General features: G+C 65.2%; 28 protein-coding genes and 1 tRNA gene. 6 read left to right on the top strand and 23 right to left on the bottom strand.

The genetic code is table 11. From position 1 onward, the window contains the following. Positions 1-23: 23 nt before the first annotated feature. On the bottom strand, positions 24-410 hold the full coding sequence (locus ACQG3P_RS02295; RefSeq protein ID WP_354277429.1) for a hypothetical protein: 387 nt from the start codon (positions 408-410) through the stop codon (positions 24-26). Positions 411-522: 112 nt separating this feature from the next. Beyond that, complete coding sequence (locus ACQG3P_RS02290; RefSeq protein ID WP_426804078.1) at positions 523-948, bottom strand: hypothetical protein; 426 nt, start codon at positions 946-948, stop codon at positions 523-525. Positions 949-1046: 98 nt separating this feature from the next. Here ACQG3P_RS02290 and ACQG3P_RS02285 point away from each other — a divergent pair, with 98 nt between their 5' ends. From ACQG3P_RS02285 to ACQG3P_RS02270, 4 genes are all read left to right on the top strand, one after another. Continuing rightward, positions 1047-1409, top strand: coding sequence for an H-NS family nucleoid-associated regulatory protein (locus tag ACQG3P_RS02285; protein ID WP_426804077.1), 363 nt, complete (start codon positions 1047-1049; stop codon positions 1407-1409). A 20-nt stretch (positions 1410-1429) separates the two neighbouring features. Continuing rightward, positions 1430-2284: a hypothetical protein gene (locus ACQG3P_RS02280; protein ID WP_426804076.1), complete on the top strand. Its 855-nt coding sequence runs from the start codon at positions 1430-1432 to the stop codon at positions 2282-2284. A 17-nt stretch (positions 2285-2301) separates the two neighbouring features. Next, the gene (locus ACQG3P_RS02275; protein ID WP_426804075.1) at positions 2302-3531 is read left to right on the top strand and encodes an FG-GAP repeat domain-containing protein; all 1230 of its coding nucleotides are present in this window, start codon (positions 2302-2304) and stop codon (positions 3529-3531) included. Between the two features lie 90 nt (positions 3532-3621). Then, positions 3622-3969 carry an RcnB family protein gene (locus ACQG3P_RS02270; protein ID WP_093533296.1) on the top strand — a complete coding sequence of 116 codons (348 nt, stop codon included), beginning with the start codon at positions 3622-3624 and terminating at the stop codon, positions 3967-3969. A 60-nt stretch (positions 3970-4029) separates the two neighbouring features. Here ACQG3P_RS02270 and ACQG3P_RS02265 read toward each other — a convergent pair whose 3' ends face one another. Continuing rightward, positions 4030-5013 (bottom strand): alpha/beta hydrolase family protein, encoded by a 984-nt coding sequence (locus ACQG3P_RS02265; protein ID WP_426804074.1) that lies wholly within the window; start codon positions 5011-5013, stop codon positions 4030-4032. Continuing rightward, positions 5010-5240 (bottom strand): cyclase, encoded by a 231-nt coding sequence (locus ACQG3P_RS02260; RefSeq protein ID WP_426804073.1) that lies wholly within the window; start codon positions 5238-5240, stop codon positions 5010-5012. Before ACQG3P_RS02260 ends, ACQG3P_RS02265 begins: the two co-directional genes overlap by 4 nt. Here ACQG3P_RS02260 and ACQG3P_RS02255 point away from each other — a divergent pair. Then, a complete protein-coding gene (locus ACQG3P_RS02255; RefSeq protein WP_426804072.1) occupies positions 5143-5967 on the top strand; it encodes a DUF3011 domain-containing protein in 825 nt (274 codons plus the stop codon). The genes ACQG3P_RS02260 and ACQG3P_RS02255 overlap by 98 nt on opposite strands. Before the next feature lie 10 nt (positions 5968-5977). Here ACQG3P_RS02255 and ACQG3P_RS02250 read toward each other — a convergent pair whose 3' ends face one another. Together ACQG3P_RS02250 and ACQG3P_RS02245 are read right to left on the bottom strand one after the other, a co-directional pair. Then, positions 5978-6373: a hypothetical protein gene (locus ACQG3P_RS02250; RefSeq protein ID WP_426804071.1), complete on the bottom strand. Its 396-nt coding sequence runs from the start codon at positions 6371-6373 to the stop codon at positions 5978-5980. A gap of 92 nt (positions 6374-6465) precedes the next feature. Beyond that, on the bottom strand, positions 6466-7299 hold the full coding sequence (locus ACQG3P_RS02245; RefSeq protein ID WP_426804070.1) for an oxidoreductase: 834 nt from the start codon (positions 7297-7299) through the stop codon (positions 6466-6468). Positions 7300-7387: 88 nt separating this feature from the next. Here ACQG3P_RS02245 and ACQG3P_RS02240 point away from each other — a divergent pair, with 88 nt between their 5' ends. Then, entirely contained in the window at positions 7388-8350 is a 963-nt protein-coding gene (locus tag ACQG3P_RS02240; protein WP_426804069.1) for an AraC family transcriptional regulator, read from the top strand. Here ACQG3P_RS02240 and ACQG3P_RS02235 read toward each other — a convergent pair. The 17 genes from ACQG3P_RS02235 to fabD form a co-directional block, all read right to left on the bottom strand. Continuing rightward, positions 8339-8752 carry a hypothetical protein gene (locus ACQG3P_RS02235; protein ID WP_426804068.1) on the bottom strand — a complete coding sequence of 138 codons (414 nt, stop codon included), beginning with the start codon at positions 8750-8752 and terminating at the stop codon, positions 8339-8341. The genes ACQG3P_RS02240 and ACQG3P_RS02235 overlap by 12 nt on opposite strands. Before the next feature lie 114 nt (positions 8753-8866). Next, entirely contained in the window at positions 8867-9220 is a 354-nt protein-coding gene (locus ACQG3P_RS02230) for a hypothetical protein (RefSeq protein WP_426804067.1), read from the bottom strand. A gap of 122 nt (positions 9221-9342) precedes the next feature. Continuing rightward, positions 9343-9696 (bottom strand): hypothetical protein, encoded by a 354-nt coding sequence (locus ACQG3P_RS02225; RefSeq protein ID WP_068849656.1) that lies wholly within the window; start codon positions 9694-9696, stop codon positions 9343-9345. After that, a complete protein-coding gene (locus ACQG3P_RS02220; RefSeq protein ID WP_143584344.1) occupies positions 9689-10015 on the bottom strand; it encodes a hypothetical protein in 327 nt (108 codons plus the stop codon). Before ACQG3P_RS02220 ends, ACQG3P_RS02225 begins: the two co-directional genes overlap by 8 nt. Further along, positions 10012-10215, bottom strand: a complete 204-nt coding sequence (locus ACQG3P_RS02215) for a SymE family type I addiction module toxin (RefSeq protein WP_426804231.1) — start codon at positions 10213-10215, stop codon at positions 10012-10014. Before ACQG3P_RS02215 ends, ACQG3P_RS02220 begins: the two co-directional genes overlap by 4 nt. Before the next feature lie 721 nt (positions 10216-10936). Beyond that, positions 10937-11425, bottom strand: a complete 489-nt coding sequence (locus ACQG3P_RS02210) for a hypothetical protein (protein ID WP_426804066.1) — start codon at positions 11423-11425, stop codon at positions 10937-10939. Between the two features lie 146 nt (positions 11426-11571). After that, complete coding sequence (locus ACQG3P_RS02205; RefSeq protein WP_068849650.1) at positions 11572-11889, bottom strand: HigA family addiction module antitoxin; 318 nt, start codon at positions 11887-11889, stop codon at positions 11572-11574. A gap of 135 nt (positions 11890-12024) precedes the next feature. Further along, positions 12025-12099: transfer RNA gene (locus ACQG3P_RS02200), tRNA-Val, on the bottom strand. Between the two features lie 65 nt (positions 12100-12164). Beyond that, complete coding sequence (locus ACQG3P_RS02195; RefSeq protein WP_068849648.1) at positions 12165-12518, bottom strand: PilZ domain-containing protein; 354 nt, start codon at positions 12516-12518, stop codon at positions 12165-12167. Further along, a complete protein-coding gene (locus ACQG3P_RS02190) occupies positions 12515-13471 on the bottom strand; it encodes a DNA polymerase III subunit delta' (protein ID WP_426804065.1) in 957 nt (318 codons plus the stop codon). The genes ACQG3P_RS02195 and ACQG3P_RS02190 overlap by 4 nt, the downstream gene beginning before the upstream one ends. Next, on the bottom strand, positions 13464-14132 hold the full coding sequence (gene tmk, locus ACQG3P_RS02185) for a dTMP kinase (protein ID WP_426804064.1): 669 nt from the start codon (positions 14130-14132) through the stop codon (positions 13464-13466). Before tmk ends, ACQG3P_RS02190 begins: the two co-directional genes overlap by 8 nt. Beyond that, positions 14129-15193 carry an endolytic transglycosylase MltG gene (mltG, locus tag ACQG3P_RS02180; protein ID WP_426804063.1) on the bottom strand — a complete coding sequence of 355 codons (1065 nt, stop codon included), beginning with the start codon at positions 15191-15193 and terminating at the stop codon, positions 14129-14131. Before mltG ends, tmk begins: the two co-directional genes overlap by 4 nt. A 112-nt stretch (positions 15194-15305) precedes the next feature. Beyond that, complete coding sequence (locus ACQG3P_RS02175; protein WP_426804062.1) at positions 15306-16661, bottom strand: aminodeoxychorismate synthase component I; 1356 nt, start codon at positions 16659-16661, stop codon at positions 15306-15308. 86 nt (positions 16662-16747) lie between these two features. Beyond that, on the bottom strand, positions 16748-18010 hold the full coding sequence (fabF, locus tag ACQG3P_RS02170) for a beta-ketoacyl-ACP synthase II (RefSeq protein WP_426804061.1): 1263 nt from the start codon (positions 18008-18010) through the stop codon (positions 16748-16750). A 136-nt stretch (positions 18011-18146) separates the two neighbouring features. Further along, positions 18147-18386: an acyl carrier protein gene (acpP, locus tag ACQG3P_RS02165; protein ID WP_068849637.1), complete on the bottom strand. Its 240-nt coding sequence runs from the start codon at positions 18384-18386 to the stop codon at positions 18147-18149. A gap of 153 nt (positions 18387-18539) precedes the next feature. Further along, positions 18540-19283 (bottom strand): 3-oxoacyl-ACP reductase FabG, encoded by a 744-nt coding sequence (fabG, locus tag ACQG3P_RS02160; RefSeq protein ID WP_184124992.1) that lies wholly within the window; start codon positions 19281-19283, stop codon positions 18540-18542. A 76-nt stretch (positions 19284-19359) separates the two neighbouring features. Further along, positions 19360-20304 (bottom strand): ACP S-malonyltransferase, encoded by a 945-nt coding sequence (gene fabD / locus ACQG3P_RS02155; protein ID WP_426804060.1) that lies wholly within the window; start codon positions 20302-20304, stop codon positions 19360-19362. Positions 20305-20357 lie beyond the last annotated feature (53 nt).

The raw sequence follows: 20357 nt of genomic DNA, 5'->3' as shown, positions 1-20357 counted from the left end.
GCCCCGATTGGCTGGGCGCACGACTACTCTTTCGGGTGAGTGCCCGTGTGGTCGTCGCTGCCGCGCCGCGACGCCGGCCGCTCCAGCACCCGTCGACCGAACAGCACCGCATCCACCGAATACGCGCCCGGACCCAGCAACAGCAGCGCCAGCAGCAGTCCGGCCAACGGCCAGCCGTCCAGCGCGGCATCCACCCCGGCCAGGACCAGCGCCACTCCTATCCCCAACGGAAGCAGTCCGCCGAACGCGATCAGGGCGGCGGCGAGCCACGCCCACGCGATCAGGTCGGGCGGGGGCAGCGCCCCGCGCAGGCCCCACGGGCCTACCAGCATCAACGACAGCACCACGCGAAACAACAGCAGGCCCACGCCGGGCATGCGGTCGGGAAAGGTTGCGTACAACAGCTGCACCGGGGCGCCTCCAGCGTCGATCTGGCTGACGCCATTGGGGACCCATCGGCGCCGGCGCGCATGCCTCGAAAGAGTAATACGCCCCTCCCCCGCGGGTGGCCCCGGATCACGCTCAGCGCGCGTAGGTCCGCCAGTAGAGAACGCGGTCGCCGTCCCTGTTGGTGGCAATGAATACCGCCTTGTCGTATTCGGTATCGCATTGCAGGAACCGGTAAGAGCGTGCGAGCACGCGATCGCCGGGCCACCACAAGCGGTTGAAGGCTGCGGGCGCCGTCTGCGCATGGGCCACCGGTCGGCAATCCGGCGGGAGATTCAACCCGGTGCCCGGCGGCATGAAGAACGAAAGCTGGCTCGTATTCGAATCGAGGTCGTGCACCTCACGTAGGTTCGTCGCATCGCGGGGAACCCATGCGGGAACCCATCCCTTCCCGACCATCCCGGCCTTATCCGCCTCTTCCAGGGTGTCGTACGCACTATCGATCACCAGGCTGCAGCCCGCCACCATCAAACAGAGCATCAGCAGCGTGACAAGTCTCACGATATTCCTTCCTTGAATGGATGGCGGGGCGCCGAAGCGGGTTGATCACACCGGCATTTGTTATCTTGCCCGCCGACAACCCTCCTTTCTGGAATCATATGCCCCGCAAGCCATCCGCATCCCTCTCTCCGCAGGCCCTGCTGCGGGCAGCTACCAAGGAGGCGTATGAGCGCGTCACCCTGCTGCTGACCACCAGCTTCGACGATTTCAGCCCGGAACAGCAGCGCCGGCTGCGCGCCCTGCTGGGCAGCGAGGGCGCGGCCAGCCCGGCCAAGCGGGCCAAACCCGCCAAGGCAGAACGCAAGGAACTGCCGCCGCGTTACTGGCTGCCGCATACCCAGAAAACCTGGTCCGGTCGTGGGCGCGTGCCGAACACCTTCCTCGCCTGGGAGGGCACCGTGGCCCATACCGAGTGGAAGAAGCACCACCCCGATGAGCGCTTCCCGGCTTATCCGGGCTGAACACGAAGATGAGCGGTGACATGAAGATGCGCAGGGCCGTGGGAACGCACGGCACCCTGCATCGCATCGAGGGCCTGCAGAAGCGACACGATACACAGCAGTCCCTGCCTACCCTGCTTTGCGACAGCGAAGGGTGCGGCGCCCCGGTCAGGTTCGTGGCGGCGGACCCTTCCTATATCGCCCTCGCCAAGGGCGCCGAGCACCAGCCGGGCTGCCGGTACAACGCCCCCGGCCGCTTGCAGGCCATTCTGGCCGCCGGTTCGGATCCTGAGTTCCTGCCTGCACTGGAGGACGGCCGGCACGAGCTGCGCCTGCTGTTGCTGCAGCAGGCGCTGAAGCGCGGCGGCATCGAGCAGCACACCCTCGACGGCTATCTGGGCACCCTTGCCGACCTGCTGGTGCTGCGCGCGATGTGTGAAAGCGATGACCTCGTGGCCTCGCAGGTCACCCTGCGCCTGGGCAAGAAACGCGTGGACTGGGAAAATTTCTACTACGACCAGGAACGCTATAACCAGGCATGGGAGCGTATTGGCGCCGGGACTACCGACTTGCCCATGGCGCTGGTCGGCACGGTCAGGTCGCACCGCTCGCCGCAGCCGGGTTCGCTGTTCCTCAACTGCGCGCCGAAGTACCAGCACACCGGCGTGGCTGATCGCCGTGATTTCTACGAAGTCAGCGTTGGACATGCCGACGCTGCCTGGCTGAAATCCTTCCCGGTGGGCGCGGAGATCGTGATGTTCGGGCTGTGGCGCCAGGGCCGAAGCAGCGCGTCGTCCCGGCCACACCCCACCGACCCGCGCCGGACCATCACCAACGTCACCCACAAGCTTGCACTATGGCCAAGCTTCAAGCGGCAACTGGCCTTGGTTGAATGAACTGGAGAACGAACAGCATGCGCCGACCCACCCCGTCATCCCTGCTGTTCACGGCCTTGTCCTGCGCCTCGATCACCGCCTGTGCGGCGCCACCGCCGCCGGCCACCACGCTGTTCACCGACGTCACCGCCACCCATGTGCCGGCCGATGCCGAGCTGCACGCCTTGGATGCGGCGCTGCTGGATGTCGACAGTGACGGCGACCTGGATGTCGCGGTGGCGGTGGAGAACGGCGCCAACCGGCTGTACCTCAACGATGGCACCGGCAAGCTCAGCCACACGCCCGGTGCGTTCGGTTCCATCGCCGGCGACAACGAGCATGTGCGCGTGGCCGACTTCAATGGCGACGGCCACCTGGATGTGGTGTTCGTGGCCGAAGATACCGAGCAGCACAACCTGTTCCTGGGCGACGGCAAGGGTGGCTTTACCCGGGCCAGCGAGCGCCTGCCCGCCACCAGCCAGGCCAACGCAGTGGCGGTCGGCGATGTGAATGGCGACGGCCTGCCCGACATCGTGGTGGGCAACACCACCGAGGGAAAGGAGGGCGTGGCGCAGCCCTTCCTCTGGCTCAATGACCGTGCACGCCCCGGGTGGTTCATCGATGCCAGCACCTCGCACCTGCCCCCCATCGACGTGCAGGCACAGGGCATCGTGCTGGCCGATCTGGATGGCGATGGCGACCTGGACATGGTCATTGCCAGCCAGGATCCGAGCAACCGGCTGCTGTTGAACGATGGCGGCGGGCACTTCACCGATGCCACCGACCGGTTGGGCCCACAGATCCCGACCGAGACCCGCGAAGTGCATGCCCTGGATGCCAACGGCGATGGCCGGCTGGACCTGGTGTTCTTCAACCTCACAAGCAACAACCGGGACTGGGACAAGGACCCGCAGACGCGGTTGCTGATCAACCAAGGCAACGCGCGCTTCAAGGACGAAACCCGTACCCGCCTGCCCACCCACCGCTTCTCAAGCTGGGGCGGCACCGTGGTGGACTTCAACCACGATGGTCATCCCGACCTGGTGGTCAGCGCCATCGACGTGCCCGGCTTCGTGCCGCTGCAGGTACGTGCGTGGCAGAACGATGGGAAGGGCAACTTCAGCGACGTCACGGCCTCGGTGATTCCAGCCGCCACTGTGGGCCGCAGCTGGAGCATGGCGCGCGGCGACCTGGATGGCGATGGCAACCCTGACCTGTTCATTGGTGGCTGGCAATCCCAGGCGCGGCTGCTGCTCAGCCGCCCATAAGCCCTCGACATTCCCACGGCTTTCTTCACAGAACCTGCTCTATATTCCGGACCACGCCGCCGCTCGCTGCGGCTGGAATGGGAGCTTGATATGAAAGCCGCACGTCTGATTGGCATTGCCGCACTTACCGTTGCCGCCTTGGCCGCAGCGCCTGCCTGGGCCGATCCGCCCCACCATGCACGCGGCAACGGCCCGCCCCCGCATGCCGGCGGCCCGGACAAGCGCCACGCACCGCCGCCGGGATGGCAGAAGAAGGCCTGGCACCGCGGCGACCGGCTCAGCTGGTCGGAGGTGGACCGCCGTTACTGGGTTGACGACTACTCGCGTTACGATCTGCGCGAACCTGGCCGCGGCCATCGCTGGGTGCGGCAGTCCGACACCGAGTACCTGCTCGTTGAGATCGCCACTGGCGTGATCATCGATGCCCTGCGCCGCTGACGCGGCGCCCTCTAGAGAAGGCCTGCGGCCGGTGCCCTTCCGGCCGCGTGGCAAGGACCGTTAGCGTTCCGAGTCATCTTCCTGCGCCGTCAACCACTCAAGCACCTCTTGGTGCAGTGCCTCGCTCTCCTGCGGGGTCGCCGTTCCCCACAGGCTGTGCCGCATGCCCGGAATTTCCCGGTAACGGAACACCACGCCCGAGCCCTGCATGAGCTCGGCCAACTTCCGTGCGGACGCCACCGGCACCGACCCGTCGCGTTCGCCGTGCACGACCAATAGCGGCGCCTTGAGGTCGCGCAGCACATTGGCCTCCACCGCATCCAGGCGGCTGGCCCATGTCGCGTAGGTGTTGGATTCCCCCATCCAGTCACGCGTGGGTACCGGCGCGGCGCGGATCTCGTCCATTTCCTTGCGCAGCGGTTCGCGGCACGCAGCAGTGTCCTTAGGCCCGGAGCAGACCATGGCCTCCATGGAATCCGCCATCCGCATTCCACCGCCAACGCCCACCAGCGCCACGGCCTTGGTCTGCGGGTAGTACGCCGCCAGCTGCGCTCCAATGCGTCCCCCATCGGAGAAGCCCCACACCAGCAGCTCCCCGTTCCACCAGCTGGCATGCCGGTTAAGGTGCTGCAGCGCTCGCAGATGGTCAATCACGCGCTGGTCGATGGAATAGTGCTGCCGAAACTCCGCACTGCATTGGAAATCTTGTCCGATTTCGATATTTCCCTCGGCGTTGAGCGCCGGGATGGTTGGGCCCGGCTTCTCGGTCACGGCCAGCGCGAAGGGATGGGCACCGTCACTCTTTTCCAGCAACCAGGCAACGCTCTCGTTGTAGGTGGAGGGGATGCAGAGCGAGCCGTCGATGTAGACCAGCAGTGGCACTTTCCCGGCTGTGGACGGACGCTGCAGATGCACGTCCACCAAAGTTCCATCAACGCGCGGCACCTTCAGACTCTCGGAAAACGCTGCGCTCCCCGCTTCAGCCGGGGAAGAAACCAGCGCTAGAAGCAGCACCAAACCCATTCGGCCCACGAAGGGCGTCATGACGTGGGCGATTCCTGCAGAGGGCGCTTATGCGCCTCCTCAATGATGCGCTTATTGAGAATGCGCACCGTGCCGACCATCAGCAGCCGCATGTCGCGAACGATGTAGTCAGCAAGCGCATCATCACTGATGTCGTCGCCTTCGATATCCAGCCGGAACTCCTGGCCCTGGATACCGCCACCGTTGCTGAACTCGATTTCGAAATCAAAGCAGACACGCTTTTCCATTCAAGCCTTCCGATCCATGCGGCCGAGGTCTGCCGGATTCTCGCACGACACCCCGGCCAGGGCGACCGTCGAATTGCCCACCGCTACGTACTTCTACTGGTCCCGCCCGCACTCGCGCGCAGGTCACTTCGACTTCACCACTGCGCAACGATCCCGGCGGTACGTTTCCTGCGCCTACACCGCCTCTGGCAGGGCGCAAACACTTCAGGAATCAACCATGCGTACATGCATCGTTCTGGGTCTGTCGCTGTTGGTCGCTGCCCCTGCATGGGCCGCCGACGTCACCTGTGAATCCAAGGGCCGTGGTCGAACCGAGTGCCCCATGGACACCCAGGGGGATGTGCAGGTCAAACGGCAGTTGAGCAAATCGCCCTGCACCGAAGGGGTGACCTGGGGTTTGAGCAAGCATGCCGTGTGGGTCGAACAGGGCTGCCGTGCCGTCTTCTCGAATGCATCGGATAGCGCGGCCGCAGCTCCCGCCGCCAGCGGGGGGCTGCCGTTGTTCAACGCCACCTGCCCCGGCGGCCTGGATGTCCATGGCGACCAGGGCGGCCCGGTGTACGTCAACGGCAAGGAGGCCACGCTGAAGAAGTCCAACGACAACTACTACGAAGCCAAGGACGCCGCCACGGGTACGGTCATCTCGCTGAGCAAAAACCCGGACGGATCGCTGTCGGTGTCCTACACCGGCCGCAAGGGCGCCAACGGCATCTGCCAGCTGCGGTGACCCGCGAACCTCACGCTTTGCGGGCGGACAGCAGGATGACCACGAACACCGGCAGTGGCGAGAGCATCATGATGATGCCAAGCCCGATGTTGGCGCCGCCGCCGGTGTTCATCCATCCATCGGCGTAGTACCAGCCCCACAACACAAGCGACGCCAGTAGGCCGGCGATGAAGCCTCGGCCCACGCGAGGTGGGCGGCGAACAACTACCCAGAGAGAGAACAAGGCGAACGGTGCCAGGGCCAGAGCCGTGCGCACCCAGCGTGGCTGCAGCTCTGGCCCCATTCCAAACGTGTGTGAGCGCAGTGAATCGAGCACCCACTCAATGCCCCACACAATGGTGAGCGCGTAGACCACGGAAACCAGCAGCAGCGCTGCGCCGGAAATCCTTCTGGTATCAGACGGCATGGATGTCTCTCTGGATACATGCGGCAGCATGCGATTCCAATGAAAGCACAGGCCGAAGTCTGCTCGCCACCCGCGATGTAACTGCCCCTCGTTCAGCCATCGGTGGAGCGGGTAACGCTCTCCCAGAGCACGAGGTCATCCAGAGCAGTCATGTGCTTCTCGCGAACCAGGGCCAGGGCATCGCTGCCAAGCAGCAGGTGCGCGGGCGGCGCTTCGCTGTCCATCAGGGCCAACATGGCCTGCGCGGCCTTCCGTGGGTCGCCGAGCTGCTTTCCACTGACCTCCTGCCGACGCTGGCGGATCGGGTCGAACACCGCGTCATAGTCGCTCAGGGTTCGCGGTGAACGCACCATCGATCGGCCTGCCCAGTCGGTCCGGAACGAGCCCGGCGCCACCGCCGTCACATGGATTCCCAGGTCACGGACTTCCTTGCCCACCGCTTCGCTGATGCCCTCCAGCGCGAACTTGCTTCCACAGTAATAGGCAATGCCCGGCATGGTGATGATGCCGCCCATCGAGGTGATGTTGAGGATCCGCCCCGCGCGGCGGGAGCGCATTCCGGGCAGTACGGCCCGCATCATCGCCACGGCGCCGAACACGTTGACGTCGAACTGCCGGCGCATCTCCGCCAGTGGCGATTCCTCCATTACGCCTTCATGGCCATAGCCGGCATTGTTGACCAGCACATCGATCGGCCCCAGTTCCGCCTCCACCGCGCCGACGACCGCGCCGATGGCCTGCTCGTCGGTAACGTCCAGCAGGCGTGCATGGGCGCGCCCGGGCGCCAGCGCCTCGAGCGCCGCGATGCCGTCGGCCTGGCGCAGCGTGCCAACCACCTCGTGGCCAGCGGCCAGGGCTTCGCGGGCGAGCGCAAGGCCGAAGCCGCTGCTCACACCGGTAATCAGAATTCGCTTGGGGTGCGTCATGGGGTGCTCCATCAGGGGATGGGGTGCACAATAGTTCCACCACCCGGTCCCTCTAAGGCGCAATTCACTCCGTTTATTGCCTAATCCTATGACACCCACCAACGCCATCTCCCACTCCGCACCGGCCAGCCCCCTGCCGCTGGCACCGCTTGTGCTCGCGTTGGCACCGGTGGAGGGCTACAACTTGACCGCGCTGCCAAGCGTGCGCGTGCTCCGCTCCGACCGCCCGCTTTCGCGAACCCCGGTGCTGTACGACCCGGGCATCGTGATCGTCTGCCAGGGCTGCAAGCGCGGCTACTTCGGTCAACGCACGTACGTGTACGACGCCAACCAGTACCTGGCCGTCTCCGTGCCGGTGCCGTTCACCATGGAAACGGATGCATCGGCGGAATCCCCGCTGCTGGCGCTGTACCTGCACCTGGATTTTCCGCTCGCCGCCGAGCTGATGCTGGAGATTGACCGCCACGGCATCAGCTCACACGTGGCACAACCGCAGAGCATGATGTCCAGCCCATTGGATGACGTAATGCAGCTCACCCTGGAGCGCCTGCTCCGCGCGCTTGCCGATCCCGTGGAATCGATCCTGTTCGGCCCCCATCTGCTCCGTGAGCTGTACTACCGCGTGCTCACCGGCCCGCAAGGGGCCGTGCTGCGCGCGGCACTCTCCCAACAGGGAAGGTTCGGAAAGATTGCCAAGGCGCTTGAACGCATCCACTCGGACTACGCCCAAGCGCTGGATGTCGCACGGTTGGCCCAGAGCGCCGGAATGAGCACGCCCTCGTTCCACAGCCACTTCAAGGCGGTGACCTGCACCTCGCCCATGCAGTACCTGAAATCAACGCGTCTGCATCAGGCACGCCTGCTCATGGCGCGCGAGGGTATGACCGCTGCTGCGGCCTGCCACGCGGTAGGGTTTGAAAGCACCTCGCAGTTCAGCCGCGAGTTCAAGCGGCTGTTCGGGCTGACACCTGCAAAGGAAGCACAGCGCATGCGCGAGAGCTTCGCCATTCCGCAGGCATGGCCCGGCGCAAGCTATGTTTCATCCCACTGACGGAGAGCTCCTGGAGGCCATCCGCCGCTTCATTTGAAGGCCAATGTAAGGCTGCACAGCGAAGTGTGTCCCGCTGTACCCATCAAGGCGGTGGCCACCCGAGATGTCGGTTGTTTGGATGAAATCTTTCGATGGGTCGATGCCTTTGACTTCTTCAATCCGTATGAAATCGACGACAGACAACAGTAAGGAATCGGGGAGCTCCTTCTGAAGGCGCCGATTCAGCATCATTGCGTCATCTTGATTAATCGTTCGCGCTTTCGCTTGATCGATCGATAAGTCCATCTCCTCAGCGTACCCCTTCAACCCGGCGTCATCTGTCTTCGCATAGGCGTCAGGAGTAAGGAGGGCGGGGACGGCCAGGGCCGCAATCAACGACAGGGATAGGGTTACGTATCGCATCGGTACTCCTTTCAATTGCTTGGGAGAGCAAATCCATGTTCGCAGAGCTTTTCCCGGATGCCGTGCGGACAACTCCAACCATAGGCCTAATGACCCTCGTTGGTGGCCCCGGGTTCAGGCACTCGGCTTGGTTGCGAACCTCTCTATCACCGACTGACAAGCACGCTTCGCAGTGGGCATTGCCCATGCCACGGCCGCCTGTACGTCAGGCTCAAGCTCAGTCAGCGCCGCCTTCGACCAGTGCTGCCGATCATTGCCGATCGGTAACCCTTCGATCTCGCTGGAGATCATCGAGAAGGTGACAAAGTCGGAATCCCGCTCGTCCACCTCCACTTCCCATCGCAACGACGAGAGCAGATGGCACCCTTCCAGCACGCCGACCGACCCATCCAGAATGCCGGCGCAGGTTCTCACCGCTTCCCCGCGCACCTGGAGCACGTAATCTTCGTGACTCATGTGATCAGTCATCGGTGCATTCCTAGTCTCAGCCCTATCCATTGCTCCGCCACCCGGCAGTCACCATCGCGCTGGCGCCAGCTCCTCCGCAATCATAGCCGCCACCCGTTCTGTGGTCCTCCGGCCCCGGTCTTTCAGCCCTCCGCCTCGGCAACCACCCGCCGCACCACCGAATGGCACCCGCGTTCCGTCATGGCCCGTGCCCGAGCGGCTATCTCCCTGCCATTCGGCACCGCCTTGGCCAGCTCTTCTTCCGACCAGTACCTGCGCCCTTCCCAAGCACCCAGGCGGTCAAACTCTTCTGACATGTCAGCGAACACGGCGAAGTCCCTGTCCCATTCGTCAACGCCTGCCGCGCGCCGCAGCAACGTGAGCCGGTGGCAGCCTTCCACCACATCCACCAACCTGACCAGCATGCCGGCGCAGATGCGCAGTGCCTCCCTTCGCGCCGGCGATACGTACCGTTTCTGACGCTCGTGCTCAGCCATGGGTGTTTCCTCCCGACACGCCACCAAAGACGCTGTCTTTCCATTGGCACTGCCGCTGGTACAGCGCTTCGACATCCCGCTCGTCGCGCTGCATGTGCAGCGGCCGCGTCAGTCTCGCCACCGCTTCGGCAGCAACCGGCACGGCGTTGCCAGGCCGCCTTGCCACGGAATCGGCAGGCGCGCCCTGCACCGCCACGTACGCCTGCATCAGCTGCCGCAGCACCGTGGCTGCAGGCAGGAAATTGCGCGCCGCCGCAGCCTGGAAGTTGGCGCGCAAGGTGTCTTCCATCTTCGCCCGCATGAGTACGCGCCTGCTCATGACAACCTCCTTGTGTGGGCCAGCTCCGGCTGCACTTGGCGGGGACCCTTCGGAGCCACCGGAGGCGGCGTTTCGATCACCGTGAGGGTGATGGAGCCCTCCTTCACCTCAACAGCCACCCTGGCACCGATCTCGAAGCCGACATCCCGCAACCAGCGGCCAGTCAGCTTGAGACAAGGAACGCGTTCGTAGCGCCCCATCCCGCCAGGCAGTTCGTACCAATGCCCACACATCCTGTAAGCGCTTGGCGGGCGGGAAAAGGCTTTGCGCTTGGGGCGCAGTTCGTCTTCGTAGGGCGTAGCAGCCCGCGATCTAAGCATGTTGGACCTCCGGCACGTGTGGCTCTCGTCGGAGTGACAAGAGCGTCGGGAGGCTAGGAACCGTTAAGCAGAAGAAACGGCGGGCGTATTTCCCCGAGGGTGTTGTATTAGCCACCCTCCCGACAAAGGGACGTCCAACATTCTGCTTGTTTAGAGTTCCTAGGCTCTGCGCAACACCATGCAGGATGATGCGGATGCTGGGAAATCGTTTGTATCTCTTGATCTGGCGATCTTGGTTGACGAAACCTAATTGATGACGCAAGTGGCCTTACTTACTCATCAATCAGCGAATTCATTTCACACTTCCGCATGAGAACTGCACATCACCTAACAAGAAGAACATCAAGAAATCTACAGAGAGTGTGTCGGAAACTACCGCTTCGGACGACTCGTCATATCAAGGCCGGCCGCGATCGTGGATGCCTTGCTCCTGGCTGGATCCCTGAGTATTCGGTATGCCGCAGTCTTGGCCGCCGAGAACGTCGGGTAGCAATACCGGGGCTGAGACAAGTACAAACCCGCAGCCACTCTCGCCTTCTTACTGTTCTCCGGATCGTGCAACACCTTGGAGACTGCCATTGCCACCTGACGAGAAGTTATTTCATCTTTCACTTTGCACCTCCTGAGCATGTTTGATCAGTCCAACAGGTGAAGGATCGCGCACCGCAACGAGCACGATCAATACAAGAAGAACTGAAAAAATGGCCGCTCCAACAACGCCGGCTGCCACATTGGCAACAAACTTCGGCCAGAATCTGTTGCTTGACCGGATCTCGGCAACAACGACCCCGTCACGTATCGATGCTCTATAGCTTTCGTCGATGGAGCGCGAAACGTCCTCGGAGTAGCCGTTCAACACGCCTTCCGCAGTGCTACGCGCCCGATTCAACGCCGAAACAGGCTGCTGCTCGTACCAATTGCAGACCTGCTCGCTGGTAGGAAGACATCCCGATCTGTTTTCAACGTGACGCATCCACTCGATCCGCTCCTGCTCAAGGACAGCGAAAGCCAACAGACCTAGCAGCCAGCCCTCGGGAGCGTTATCTACCAGGGCTTTATAGGCATCTTCCGAACCTGAGAGCGTATCCATGCAATTCCTGCTTCGAAGACCGATGCATCACACTGACTCACAACGGCGACGACGGGAAATCGTTTGTTCCTGCTGATACCTGGAAATCCATCAGTTCCATCTACAGACGTGACGCGAACTGCACGCCTTGGCGATCTACTGTTCGGTCAGCTCGCGCGAGGTCGAATGCGTGCGATCAACTGGGCCAGATCGCGGCTGGCTACTTCCAGGTCATAGTTCATCTGGAGGTTCAACCACACCTGAGGGGTCGTGCCGAAATAGCGCGCAAGGCGCAACGCAGTGTCGGCGGTAACCCCACGACGACCGGCGATGATGTCCGAGATGCGGGCTGGAGTGACATCGATTGCCGCAGCCAAAGCCCGCGCAGACATGCCCAAGGGAGAGAGAAATTCCTCGGCCAGGATTTCACCAGGATGGACCGGCGGAAGCACGTGTGCAGTGCTCTTCGCGTTCGTGTTTTTCATCTGTACGGATATCGTTTTGGCTACACGCCCGTATCGTATACCGATACACGATACACACCAAGGAAAACAGTTGCGAACGCGGTCACGACCACAACAAAAAAGCCCCCGTTTCCGGAGGCTTTTTTGACTGAATCATGGTGGGCGGTGCAGGGTTCGAACCTGCGACCCTTGCCGTGTGAAGGCAATGCTCTACCGCTGAGCTAACCGCCCGATGCTGCTGAGCCGCTCATTATAGGGCGGCAAAATTTCGCGTCAACGGGTTTGCGTAAATTTCTTCACATCGTATGCGTGGGCTTGTCCGAGTTCAGGGTGCCGGCCAGCGCGGTCTCGATCTTGTTGCGCACGTTCTCGCCTTCCTGGCCATCGGCCAGCTGCACGCCGATGCCCGCCGCGCGGTTGCCCTGGGCGCCGGCCGGGGTCACCCAGACCACCTTGCCGGCCACCGGCAGGCGCTCGCTGGAGTCCGGCAGGGTCAGCAGCAGGAACACCTCATCGCCCAGGAAGTAGCGCTTGGGCGTGGGTACGAAGATGCCGCCGTTCTTCACGAACGGCATGTACGCGCTGTACAGCGACGCTTTGTCCTTGACGGCCAGCGACAGGATGCCCTGGCGGGCGTTGGTGGCGCTCATGCTCTATTCCCCTTTGCGTGCCGCTCGTTGACCTTGTTCCAGGCCAACAACAATTCCACCACCGCCAGGTCGGCGCGCACGGTGGTGCGCAACAGATCGCGGGTACGGTTGGCGGCGTCGAACCAGGCGCCCAGCTTGTGCAATCGCTCGGGATCGGTCAAGCCGCCCCCGGTGGCCTGGGCCAACGCCAGATCGGCGGCGTGGCGCAGGCGCAGCGCGGCGTGGTCATCGGCGGTCCAGCGCTGGGCCAGCTCCACCGCGCCGGCGCGCCCGGCCACCAGCGCCTCAAGGTCGCTGGCGACCTGCCGGCGCAGGGCCAGGCCGTCGTTGCGCAGCCAGTCGTCGGCCAGCCCGGGGTGGCCCCGGGCGGCATCCAGCGCTTCGCGGGCGCTGGCTTCGCTGTGGCCCTGGACCTGCAGCCAGGCCAGGCTTTCCTCGCGCGGCGGCAGTTTGAATTCCAGGCGCTGGCAGCGGCTGCGCACGGTGGCCGGCAGGCGCGCCGGGTCGCTGCTGATCAGCCACAGGTAGCGGCCGGGCTGCGGCTCTTCCAGGGTCTTGAGCAGGGCGTTGCAGGCGGCGCGGTTGATGGCGTCGGCCGGGTCCACCACCACCACCTGGGCGATGCCGTACTGCGGGGTGAGCGAGAGCTTCTGGGAGATCTCGCGCACCTGTTCGATGACAATCTCGGTGCGCAGCTTGTCGCCGGATTTGTTCGGAATGAACGACACCAGCTGCAGGTCCGGGTGGGTGCCGGCGGCGATCAGCTGGGCGGCGCGCTGGGCGGCGGCCGGCTCGCCCCGGGTCAGCACGTGGGTGGCCATGCGCAGCGCCACCTCGCGCTTGCCCAGCCCGGCGGGGCCGCAGATCAGCAGGCCATGGCCCAGCCGGCCAGCGTCGAGCGCGGCGATGGTCTGGTCATAGGCGCGCTGCTGCCAGGGGGAAAACTCAGCCATTACCGCCCTCCTTGGTGAGGTATGCGTTGATGGCATCCACCACCTGGGCGGCCACGCCGGCCTGATCCTGGCTGGCGTCGATCAGACGGAACCGCGTGGGGTCCTGGGTGGCGCGCTCGCGGAACACCGCGCGCACGCGCTGGAAGAAATCGTCCTGCTCGCTTTCGATGCGGTCCGGCCACAGGTCGCGGCCGTTGGCGCGCGCGCGGCCCACGGCCACGTCCACATCCAGCAGCAGGGTCAGGCCGGGCAGCAGGCCCACCGCGCGGCGTTCGAGCTCGGCGATCCACGCCGGCTCCAGGCCACGGCCGCCGCCCTGGTAGGCGTAGCTGGAATCGGTGAAGCGGTCGCTGAGCACGTAGCAGCCCCGGCGCAGGGCCGGTTCGATCACCTGGCGCACGTGCTGGGCACGGGCGGCGAATACCAGCAGCAGCTCGGCTTCGGCGCTGAGCGGCTCGGCGGCGATTTCCGCATCCGGGGTCAGCACCAGCGCGCGGATGCGCTCGGCCAGCGGGGTGCCGCCGGGTTCGCGGGTGAGCACCACCTCACAGCCCTGCGCCTGCAGGGCAGCGCGGATGGCGTTGAGCGCGGTGGTTTTGCCCGCGCCCTCGCCGCCTTCCAGGCTGATGAACCGCGGGTGGCGGCGCAGTGCGGGGCTCATTGCGGTGCCGCCTGCGGCTGGGCGCGCTGCTGGCGCAGCTGCTGCAGGTAACGCGCCACGGCGGCGTTGTGGTCGGTGTAGTTGGCCGAGAACACGTGCGCGCCGCTGCCATCGCCAACGGCCACGAAGTACAGCGCATCGCCTGCGGCAGGGCGTGCGGCGGCCTGCAGGGCGTCGCGGCCCGGCATGGCGATCGGCGTGGGGGTCAGCCCGGCGCGGGTGTAGGTGTTGTACGGCGTATCGGTGGTGAGGTCGCGCTTGCGGATGTTGCCGTCGTAGCTGCTGCCGATGCCGTAGATCACGGTCGGGTCGGTCTGCAGGCGCATGCCCATCTTCAGGCGGCGCACGAACACGCCGGCAATCTGCGGGCGCTCGCTGGGCAGCGCGGTTTCCTTTTCGATGATGGACGCCAGAATCAGCAGCTCATACGGGGAATTCAGCGGCAGGTCGTCGGCGCGGCTTTCCCATGCGGCGGCCAGTTCCTTTTCCATGGCGGCGTGGGCGCGCTTGAGCACGTCCAGGTCGGTATCGCCGCGCTGGTAGACGTAGGTCTCGGGCAGGAAGCGGCCTTCCGGGTGCTGGCCGGGGAAGCCGAGCGCCTTCATCAGCGCGGCATCGTCCAGTTCGTCGGTTTTGTGGATGAGCGGATCGGCGCGCTTGAGCGCGGCGCGCAGCTGGCGGATGTTCCAGCCTTCCACGATGGTGACGCGGTGCTGCAGGGTGCGGCCCTGGCGCATGCGGGTGAGCAGTTCGCGCGGGGTGAGCCTGGCGTCCAGCGCGTACTCGCCGACCTTGAGCTTGCCGGCGGCGTCCAGCTGGCGCGCGAGCAGCTGCCACTGGGTGTCGTTGCCTTCATCCACGCCGGCGTCGCGCAGCTTGCGCACGACAGTCTGCAGGCCATCGCCCGGGGCGATGACGACGCTGGGCTGGTCGGGGCTGATGGCGGTGTCGGCGAAGCCGCTCTGGCTGTGCCAGAACCATGCGCCGGCGGCGGCCAGCAGCAGTGCGCCGAGCAGCAGTACCGCCAGGACGGTGAGACAACCTCGTTTTACGCCTGCCATGCATTCCTCGGTGGGTGGTGCAGCCACGCAGGGCGTGGCTCTACGGGTTTATCGTTTCAGCGCGGACACGCATGGCGTGTCCCTACGCGTTCGCCCTACAGCATACCTTGGCTCATTCCTGGCGGCCGAGCGCGCGCATCAGGCCGCGGGCCTTGGCGCGGGTTTCGTCCAGCTCCCTGGCCGGATCCGAATCGACCACGATGCCGGCGCCGGTGCGGAAGGCGGCGTGGGTGCCGGCGACCTCGGCAGTGCGGATGAGGATGTTCAGGTCCAGGTCGCCATCGCGGTTCAGCCAGCCGAACGCACCGGTGTAGGCGCCACGCGCGGTCTGTTCCAGCTCGGCGATGATCTGCATGCAGCGCACCTTGGGGCAGCCGGTGATGGTGCCGCCGGGGAAGGTGGCGGCAATCACCTGGCCGGGGCTCACGCCCGGGCGCAGGCGGCCGCGCACGTTGCTTACGATGTGGTGCACGTGGGCGTAGCTTTCCACGCTCATCAGCTCATCCACTTCCACGCTGCCGGCGGTGCAGATGCGGCCCAGGTCATTACGCTCCAGGTCGATCAGCATCACGTGTTCGGCGCGCTCCTTGGGATGGCCGACCAGTTCGCGGATGCGTTCGGCATCGTCGTCGCCGGCGAAGCGCGGGCGCGTGCCGGCAATCGGGCGGGTCTGCACGTCATCGCCATGCACCGAGACCAGGCGCTCCGGCGAGGAGCTCACCACTGCCCTGCCCTGCGCGATGAACAGGCCGGCGAACGGCGCCGGGTTGGCCACGCGCAGCTGCGCGTACAGCGCCTGCGGTGACAGCGCCTCATCGAAATGCGCGACCCAGCGCCGCGACAGGTTCACCTGGAACACATCACCGGCACGCAGGTAGTCGATGACCTTGCCCACGCCGTCGGTGAAGCGCGTGGGCGCGTCCTCTTCCATCTGCGCCGGTGGCTGCCACTGCGGCAGCGGCGGCAGCGTGGCGGTGGCCGCCAGGTCCTGCAGCAGGGTGTCGAGCTGGGCGGCGTGGTCGGTTTCGCACACGGCGTGGAACTGGCCCAGCACGCGGTCGTGCAGCACGGCCGCCGGGCAGCGAAGCGCAAGTGCACTGGGCAGGCCGTCAGCGCGCGCCGGCAGGTGGAGCACTGTTTCGATCTGGCCGGCCAGTTCGTAGTCGAGCATCAGCGCCCAGCCGCCCCGGTACGGCAGGCCGGTTTCTTCGCGCGGCAGTCGCAGGGACTGCCAGTGCGCATCGAGCACGTCGAGGAAGCTGCCGGCGTGCGCGGCACCGACGTGGTCGCGCACCACGCCATCGGCATGCAGCGCCAGCGATTCACCGTTGCCCATCAGCAGCAGGTCCCAGCGCCCCTGCGCGGTGCCCGAGGCGGTGGATTCCATCAGCAGCGGGTAACGCTCCGGCGCCAGCCGCTGCAGCGCAAGCAGGTCGGTGGTGTCGGGCAGCAGGCGGGTCTGGAACATGGCAGGGCAACCAAAGTAAGTGCGGGGGCCAGATACACCAAGGCCGCCAAGATGGCGGCCCGGTGCGGTGACGTTGGGTGGCGCGCTCAGACGCGCTTGAACACCAGCGTGCCGTTGGTGCCGCCAAAGCCGAAGCCGTTGGACATCACCACATCCACCTTGGCCTCGCGTGCGGTGTTGGGCACGTAATCCAGGTCGCAGCCCTCGCCCGCTTCGTGCAGGTTGATGGTGGGCGGAATGATGTTGTCGCGCAGCGCCAGCACCGAGAAGATGGCTTCCACGCCGCCGGCGGCGCCGAGCAGGTGGCCGGTCATCGACTTGGTGGAGCTGACCATCATCTTGTAGGCGTGGTCGCCGAAGGCGGTCTTCATGGCCATGGTTTCGCCCAGGTCGCCCAGCGGCGTGGAGGTGCCGTGCGCGTTGAGGTAGCCCACCTGGTCCGGGGTAACGCCGGCATCCTTGAGGGCCATGGTCATGCAGCGGGCGGCGCCTTCGCCGTTCTCGCTCGGGGCGGTCATGTGGTACGCATCGGAGCTGGCGCCGAAACCGGCCAGCTCGGCATAGATACGCGCGCCACGGGCCTTGGCGTGTTCGTACTCTTCCAGGATCAGGATGCCGGCGCCGTCGCCGAGCACGAAACCGTCGCGTTCCTTGTCCCACGGGCGCGATGCTTCGGCCGGGGCGTCGTTGCGGGTGCTCATCGCCTTCATGGCGCAGAAGCCGCCAAGTGCAGTCGGCGAGGAGCCGCGCTCGGCGCCGCCCACCACCATCACGTCCGCATCGCCGTACTGGATCATGCGCATGGCAGTGCCGATGGAATGATTCGAGGTGGCGCAGGCCGACACCGCCGAGAACGACGGGCCCTTCAACCCGGTGATGATGCTCAGCTGCCCGGGCAGCATGTTGATGATGGTCTTGGGCACGTAGAAGGGCGAGATCTTCTTGCCCTCGTGGAACTCGATGGTCTGTTCCTCGATGCCCAGCAGGCCGCCGATGCCCGCGCCGAGGATGGCGCCGATGCGTTCGGCATTGCCGTCGGTGATCTCCAGGCCCGAATCGTTCAAGGCCATGAAGGCGGCACCGAGGCCGTAATGGATGAACGGGTCCATCTTCTTGGCATCCTTGCCACTGACCCGGAACTTGCCGAACTGTTCGTTGTCGGCGGTGATGTCGAAGTCCCTGACCTCACCTGCAATCTTGGTGGTGAAACGGTCCAGGTAAGCCTGCGAAACGTTGGTCAGCGGACCGATGCCGGAACGGCCTTCGGTGATGCCCTTCCAACTGGTGGCCAGATCATTGCCCAACGGCGAGACCATGCCCATGCCGGTAACGACGACGCGACGCTTCATTGCAGATTCTCCTGACCCGGGTAGTGCGGGGTTGACGCGGTGTAACGCTCAAAAGCACAGGGCCGCAAGCGCGGCCCCATGGGTTTGCTGCACGCGGTGGCGGTAAGCACCACTACCGCGCGCAAGCCGCCCGACATCACGCCTTGACGTGAGCCTTGACGTAGTCGATCGCAGCCTGGACGGTGCTGATCTTCTCGGCTTCTTCGTCCGGGATCTCGCACTCGAATTCTTCTTCCAGCGCCATCACCAGTTCAACGGTGTCCAGGGAGTCGGCACCCAGGTCATCGACGAACGATGCGGTGGTGACAACTTCTTCTTCCTTGACGCCAAGCTGTTCGACGACGATTTTCTTGACGCGTTCTTCGATGGTGCTCATTGGATATCGCTCCAGATGGAGTAGTGGTTCAAAAAGTGACGCCATCAAATGGCGATGGCCGTGGGATAGTGTAGTGGAAACCGCAGGGGCCTTGCATGGCTGCAAAACTCCATTTGGATCAACCACTTGCGGTGCAGTCCCTGCACCACATGCTTACGGCATGTACATGCCGCCGTTCACATGGAGGGTTTCGCCGGTGATGTAGCTGGCCGAGGGACCGGCCAGGAACGCCACCGCATTGGCGATGTCGGACGGCTCGCCCAGGCGTTCCAGGGCGATCGACTTGACCAGGCCGGTGCGCTGTTCTTCCGGCAACGCCTTGGTCATGTCGGTATCGATGAAGCCTGGGGCCACCACGTTGACCGTGATGCCGCGCGAGCCGATTTCCTTGGCCAGCGACTTGGAGAAGGCGATGATGCCGGCCTTGGCCGCGGCGTAATTGGCCTGGCCGGCATTGCCGGTCACGCCGATCACCGAGGCGATGTTGATGATGCGGCCCTTGCGCGCCTTCATCATGCCGCGGATGACGGCCTTGGAGGTGCGGAAGACGCTGGTCAGGTTGGTGTCGAGGATGGCCTGCCAGTCCTCGTCCTTCATGCGCAGCAGCAGGTTGTCGCGGGTGATGCCGGCGTTGTTGACCAGGATGGTGATGGCACCGAATTCCTTGGCAATGCCGTCCAGCACGGCCTCGAGCGCGGCCGGGTCGGTCACGTTCAGCGCGCGGCCGTGGCCGCCTGCGGCAGCCAGGCGCTCGCCGATGGCGGCAGCACCGGATTCGGTGGTGGCGGTACCGATCACGGTCGCGCCCTGCGCGGCCAGTGCATCGGCGATCGCCGCGCCGATGCCACGGCTGGCGCCGGTCACCAGTGCGATTTCACCCTGAAGGGGCTTGCTCATGCTCAGTTTCCTCGAACGGGACCGGTCCGCAGCGCCGGCCCGGGGGCTGGCACGTGGCGAACGCGGTCGAAAGTCATCAGGCGGCCCAGGTCTCGCGGGCCGTCTCGAAGTCGGCGGGCGTGGACAGTGTGCGCGCATCCAGGCCCTTGTCGATGCGCTTGATCAAGCCGCTGAGCACCTTGCCGGGGCCGCATTCGGCCACGCGGGTCACGCCGCGCGCGGCCAGGGCTTCGACGCAGCCGGTCCACTGCACCGGCAGGTACAACTGCTGGACCAGGGCGGTGCGGATGGCATCGATGCCGTCGTGAACGCGGGCATCCACGTTCTGTACCACCGGCAAGGCCGGCACGCGCCAGTCCAGGCCAGCCATCGTTTCCTGCAGGCGGTTGGCGGCTTCACGCATGAGCGGGGTGTGCGAGGGCACGCTGACGGCCAGCTTCACGGCCTTGCGCACGCCCTTTTCGGCCAGCAGCGCCAAGGCGCGGTCGACGGCAGCGGCATCGCCGCCGATGACGATCTGGCCGGGCGAGTTGTAGTTGGCCGGCACCACCACCTGGCTGCCGGAGGCCTGTTCACAGACTTCCTTGACGAGGGCGTCTTCGGCGCCGAGCACGGCGGCCATGGCGCCCACGCCGGTCGGGGCGGCGTCCTGCATCAGTTGGCCGCGCAGGCGCACCAGGTGCGCGCCGTCACGCAGCGACAGTGCGCCGGCGGCCACCAAAGCGGTGTACTCGCCCAGGCTGTGCCCGGCCAGCACGGCCGGCTGGGCACCGCCCACGGCCTGCCATGCGCGCCACACGCCGATGCTGGCAGCCAGCAGGGCCGGCTGGGTGTACTCGGTGCGGTTGAGCATCTCTTCCGGGCCGCCCTGCGACAGCGCCCACAGGTCCACGGCGGCGCCATCGGAGGCTTCGGTGAACGCTTCACGCACCTGCGGGTGCAGTTCAGCCAGTTCAGCCAGCATGCCCAGCGACTGCGAGCCCTGGCCGGGGAACACGAAAGCGAGATTGGAATCGGTCACGCGGAGTTCCGCCTGCAAAAATCGAACGGCGAATGATAAGGGGGAATACCGCG

The organism is Stenotrophomonas sp. SrG (assembly GCF_050031795.1).
Lineage (GTDB): Bacteria > Pseudomonadota > Gammaproteobacteria > Xanthomonadales > Xanthomonadaceae > Stenotrophomonas > Stenotrophomonas rhizophila_A.
The sequence above is the reverse complement of the archived record's forward strand: the minus strand, read 5'-3'. Positions and strand labels throughout refer to the sequence as shown.

What these genes read in the sequence shown, in the direction of transcription:
- tmk (WP_426804064.1), bottom strand. Translation starts at nt 14,132, where the DNA reads ATGAGCCCCGCACTGCGCCGCCACCCGCGGTTCATCAGCCTGGAAGGC.
- ACQG3P_RS02220 (WP_143584344.1), bottom strand. Translation starts at nt 10,015, where the DNA reads ATGAGCAGGCGCGTACTCATGCGGGCGAAGATGGAAGACACCTTGCGC.
- ACQG3P_RS02265 (WP_426804074.1), bottom strand. Translation starts at nt 5,013, where the DNA reads ATGACGCCCTTCGTGGGCCGAATGGGTTTGGTGCTGCTTCTAGCGCTG.
- ACQG3P_RS02175 (WP_426804062.1), bottom strand. Translation starts at nt 16,661, where the DNA reads ATGTTCCAGACCCGCCTGCTGCCCGACACCACCGACCTGCTTGCGCTG.
- ACQG3P_RS02190 (WP_426804065.1), bottom strand. Translation starts at nt 13,471, where the DNA reads ATGGCTGAGTTTTCCCCCTGGCAGCAGCGCGCCTATGACCAGACCATC.
- acpP (WP_068849637.1), bottom strand. Translation starts at nt 18,386, where the DNA reads ATGAGCACCATCGAAGAACGCGTCAAGAAAATCGTCGTCGAACAGCTT.
- ACQG3P_RS02210 (WP_426804066.1), bottom strand. Translation starts at nt 11,425, where the DNA reads ATGGATACGCTCTCAGGTTCGGAAGATGCCTATAAAGCCCTGGTAGAT.
- ACQG3P_RS02235 (WP_426804068.1), bottom strand. Translation starts at nt 8,752, where the DNA reads ATGCGATACGTAACCCTATCCCTGTCGTTGATTGCGGCCCTGGCCGTC.
- ACQG3P_RS02250 (WP_426804071.1), bottom strand. Translation starts at nt 6,373, where the DNA reads ATGCCGTCTGATACCAGAAGGATTTCCGGCGCAGCGCTGCTGCTGGTT.
- fabF (WP_426804061.1), bottom strand. Translation starts at nt 18,010, where the DNA reads ATGAAGCGTCGCGTCGTCGTTACCGGCATGGGCATGGTCTCGCCGTTG.
- ACQG3P_RS02245 (WP_426804070.1), bottom strand. Translation starts at nt 7,299, where the DNA reads ATGACGCACCCCAAGCGAATTCTGATTACCGGTGTGAGCAGCGGCTTC.
- ACQG3P_RS02195 (WP_068849648.1), bottom strand. Translation starts at nt 12,518, where the DNA reads ATGAGCGCCACCAACGCCCGCCAGGGCATCCTGTCGCTGGCCGTCAAG.
- ACQG3P_RS02230 (WP_426804067.1), bottom strand. Translation starts at nt 9,220, where the DNA reads ATGACTGATCACATGAGTCACGAAGATTACGTGCTCCAGGTGCGCGGG.
- ACQG3P_RS02275 (WP_426804075.1), top strand. Translation starts at nt 2,302, where the DNA reads ATGCGCCGACCCACCCCGTCATCCCTGCTGTTCACGGCCTTGTCCTGC.
- ACQG3P_RS02205 (WP_068849650.1), bottom strand. Translation starts at nt 11,889, where the DNA reads ATGAAAAACACGAACGCGAAGAGCACTGCACACGTGCTTCCGCCGGTC.
- fabG (WP_184124992.1), bottom strand. Translation starts at nt 19,283, where the DNA reads ATGAGCAAGCCCCTTCAGGGTGAAATCGCACTGGTGACCGGCGCCAGC.
- ACQG3P_RS02215 (WP_426804231.1), bottom strand. Translation starts at nt 10,215, where the DNA reads ATGGGGCGCTACGAACGCGTTCCTTGTCTCAAGCTGACTGGCCGCTGG.
- mltG (WP_426804063.1), bottom strand. Translation starts at nt 15,193, where the DNA reads ATGGCAGGCGTAAAACGAGGTTGTCTCACCGTCCTGGCGGTACTGCTG.
- ACQG3P_RS02225 (WP_068849656.1), bottom strand. Translation starts at nt 9,696, where the DNA reads ATGGCTGAGCACGAGCGTCAGAAACGGTACGTATCGCCGGCGCGAAGG.
- ACQG3P_RS02285 (WP_426804077.1), top strand. Translation starts at nt 1,047, where the DNA reads ATGCCCCGCAAGCCATCCGCATCCCTCTCTCCGCAGGCCCTGCTGCGG.
- ACQG3P_RS02280 (WP_426804076.1), top strand. Translation starts at nt 1,430, where the DNA reads ATGAAGATGCGCAGGGCCGTGGGAACGCACGGCACCCTGCATCGCATC.
- ACQG3P_RS02270 (WP_093533296.1), top strand. Translation starts at nt 3,622, where the DNA reads ATGAAAGCCGCACGTCTGATTGGCATTGCCGCACTTACCGTTGCCGCC.
- ACQG3P_RS02240 (WP_426804069.1), top strand. Translation starts at nt 7,388, where the DNA reads ATGACACCCACCAACGCCATCTCCCACTCCGCACCGGCCAGCCCCCTG.
- ACQG3P_RS02260 (WP_426804073.1), bottom strand. Translation starts at nt 5,240, where the DNA reads ATGGAAAAGCGTGTCTGCTTTGATTTCGAAATCGAGTTCAGCAACGGT.
- ACQG3P_RS02255 (WP_426804072.1), top strand. Translation starts at nt 5,143, where the DNA reads ATGTCGTCGCCTTCGATATCCAGCCGGAACTCCTGGCCCTGGATACCG.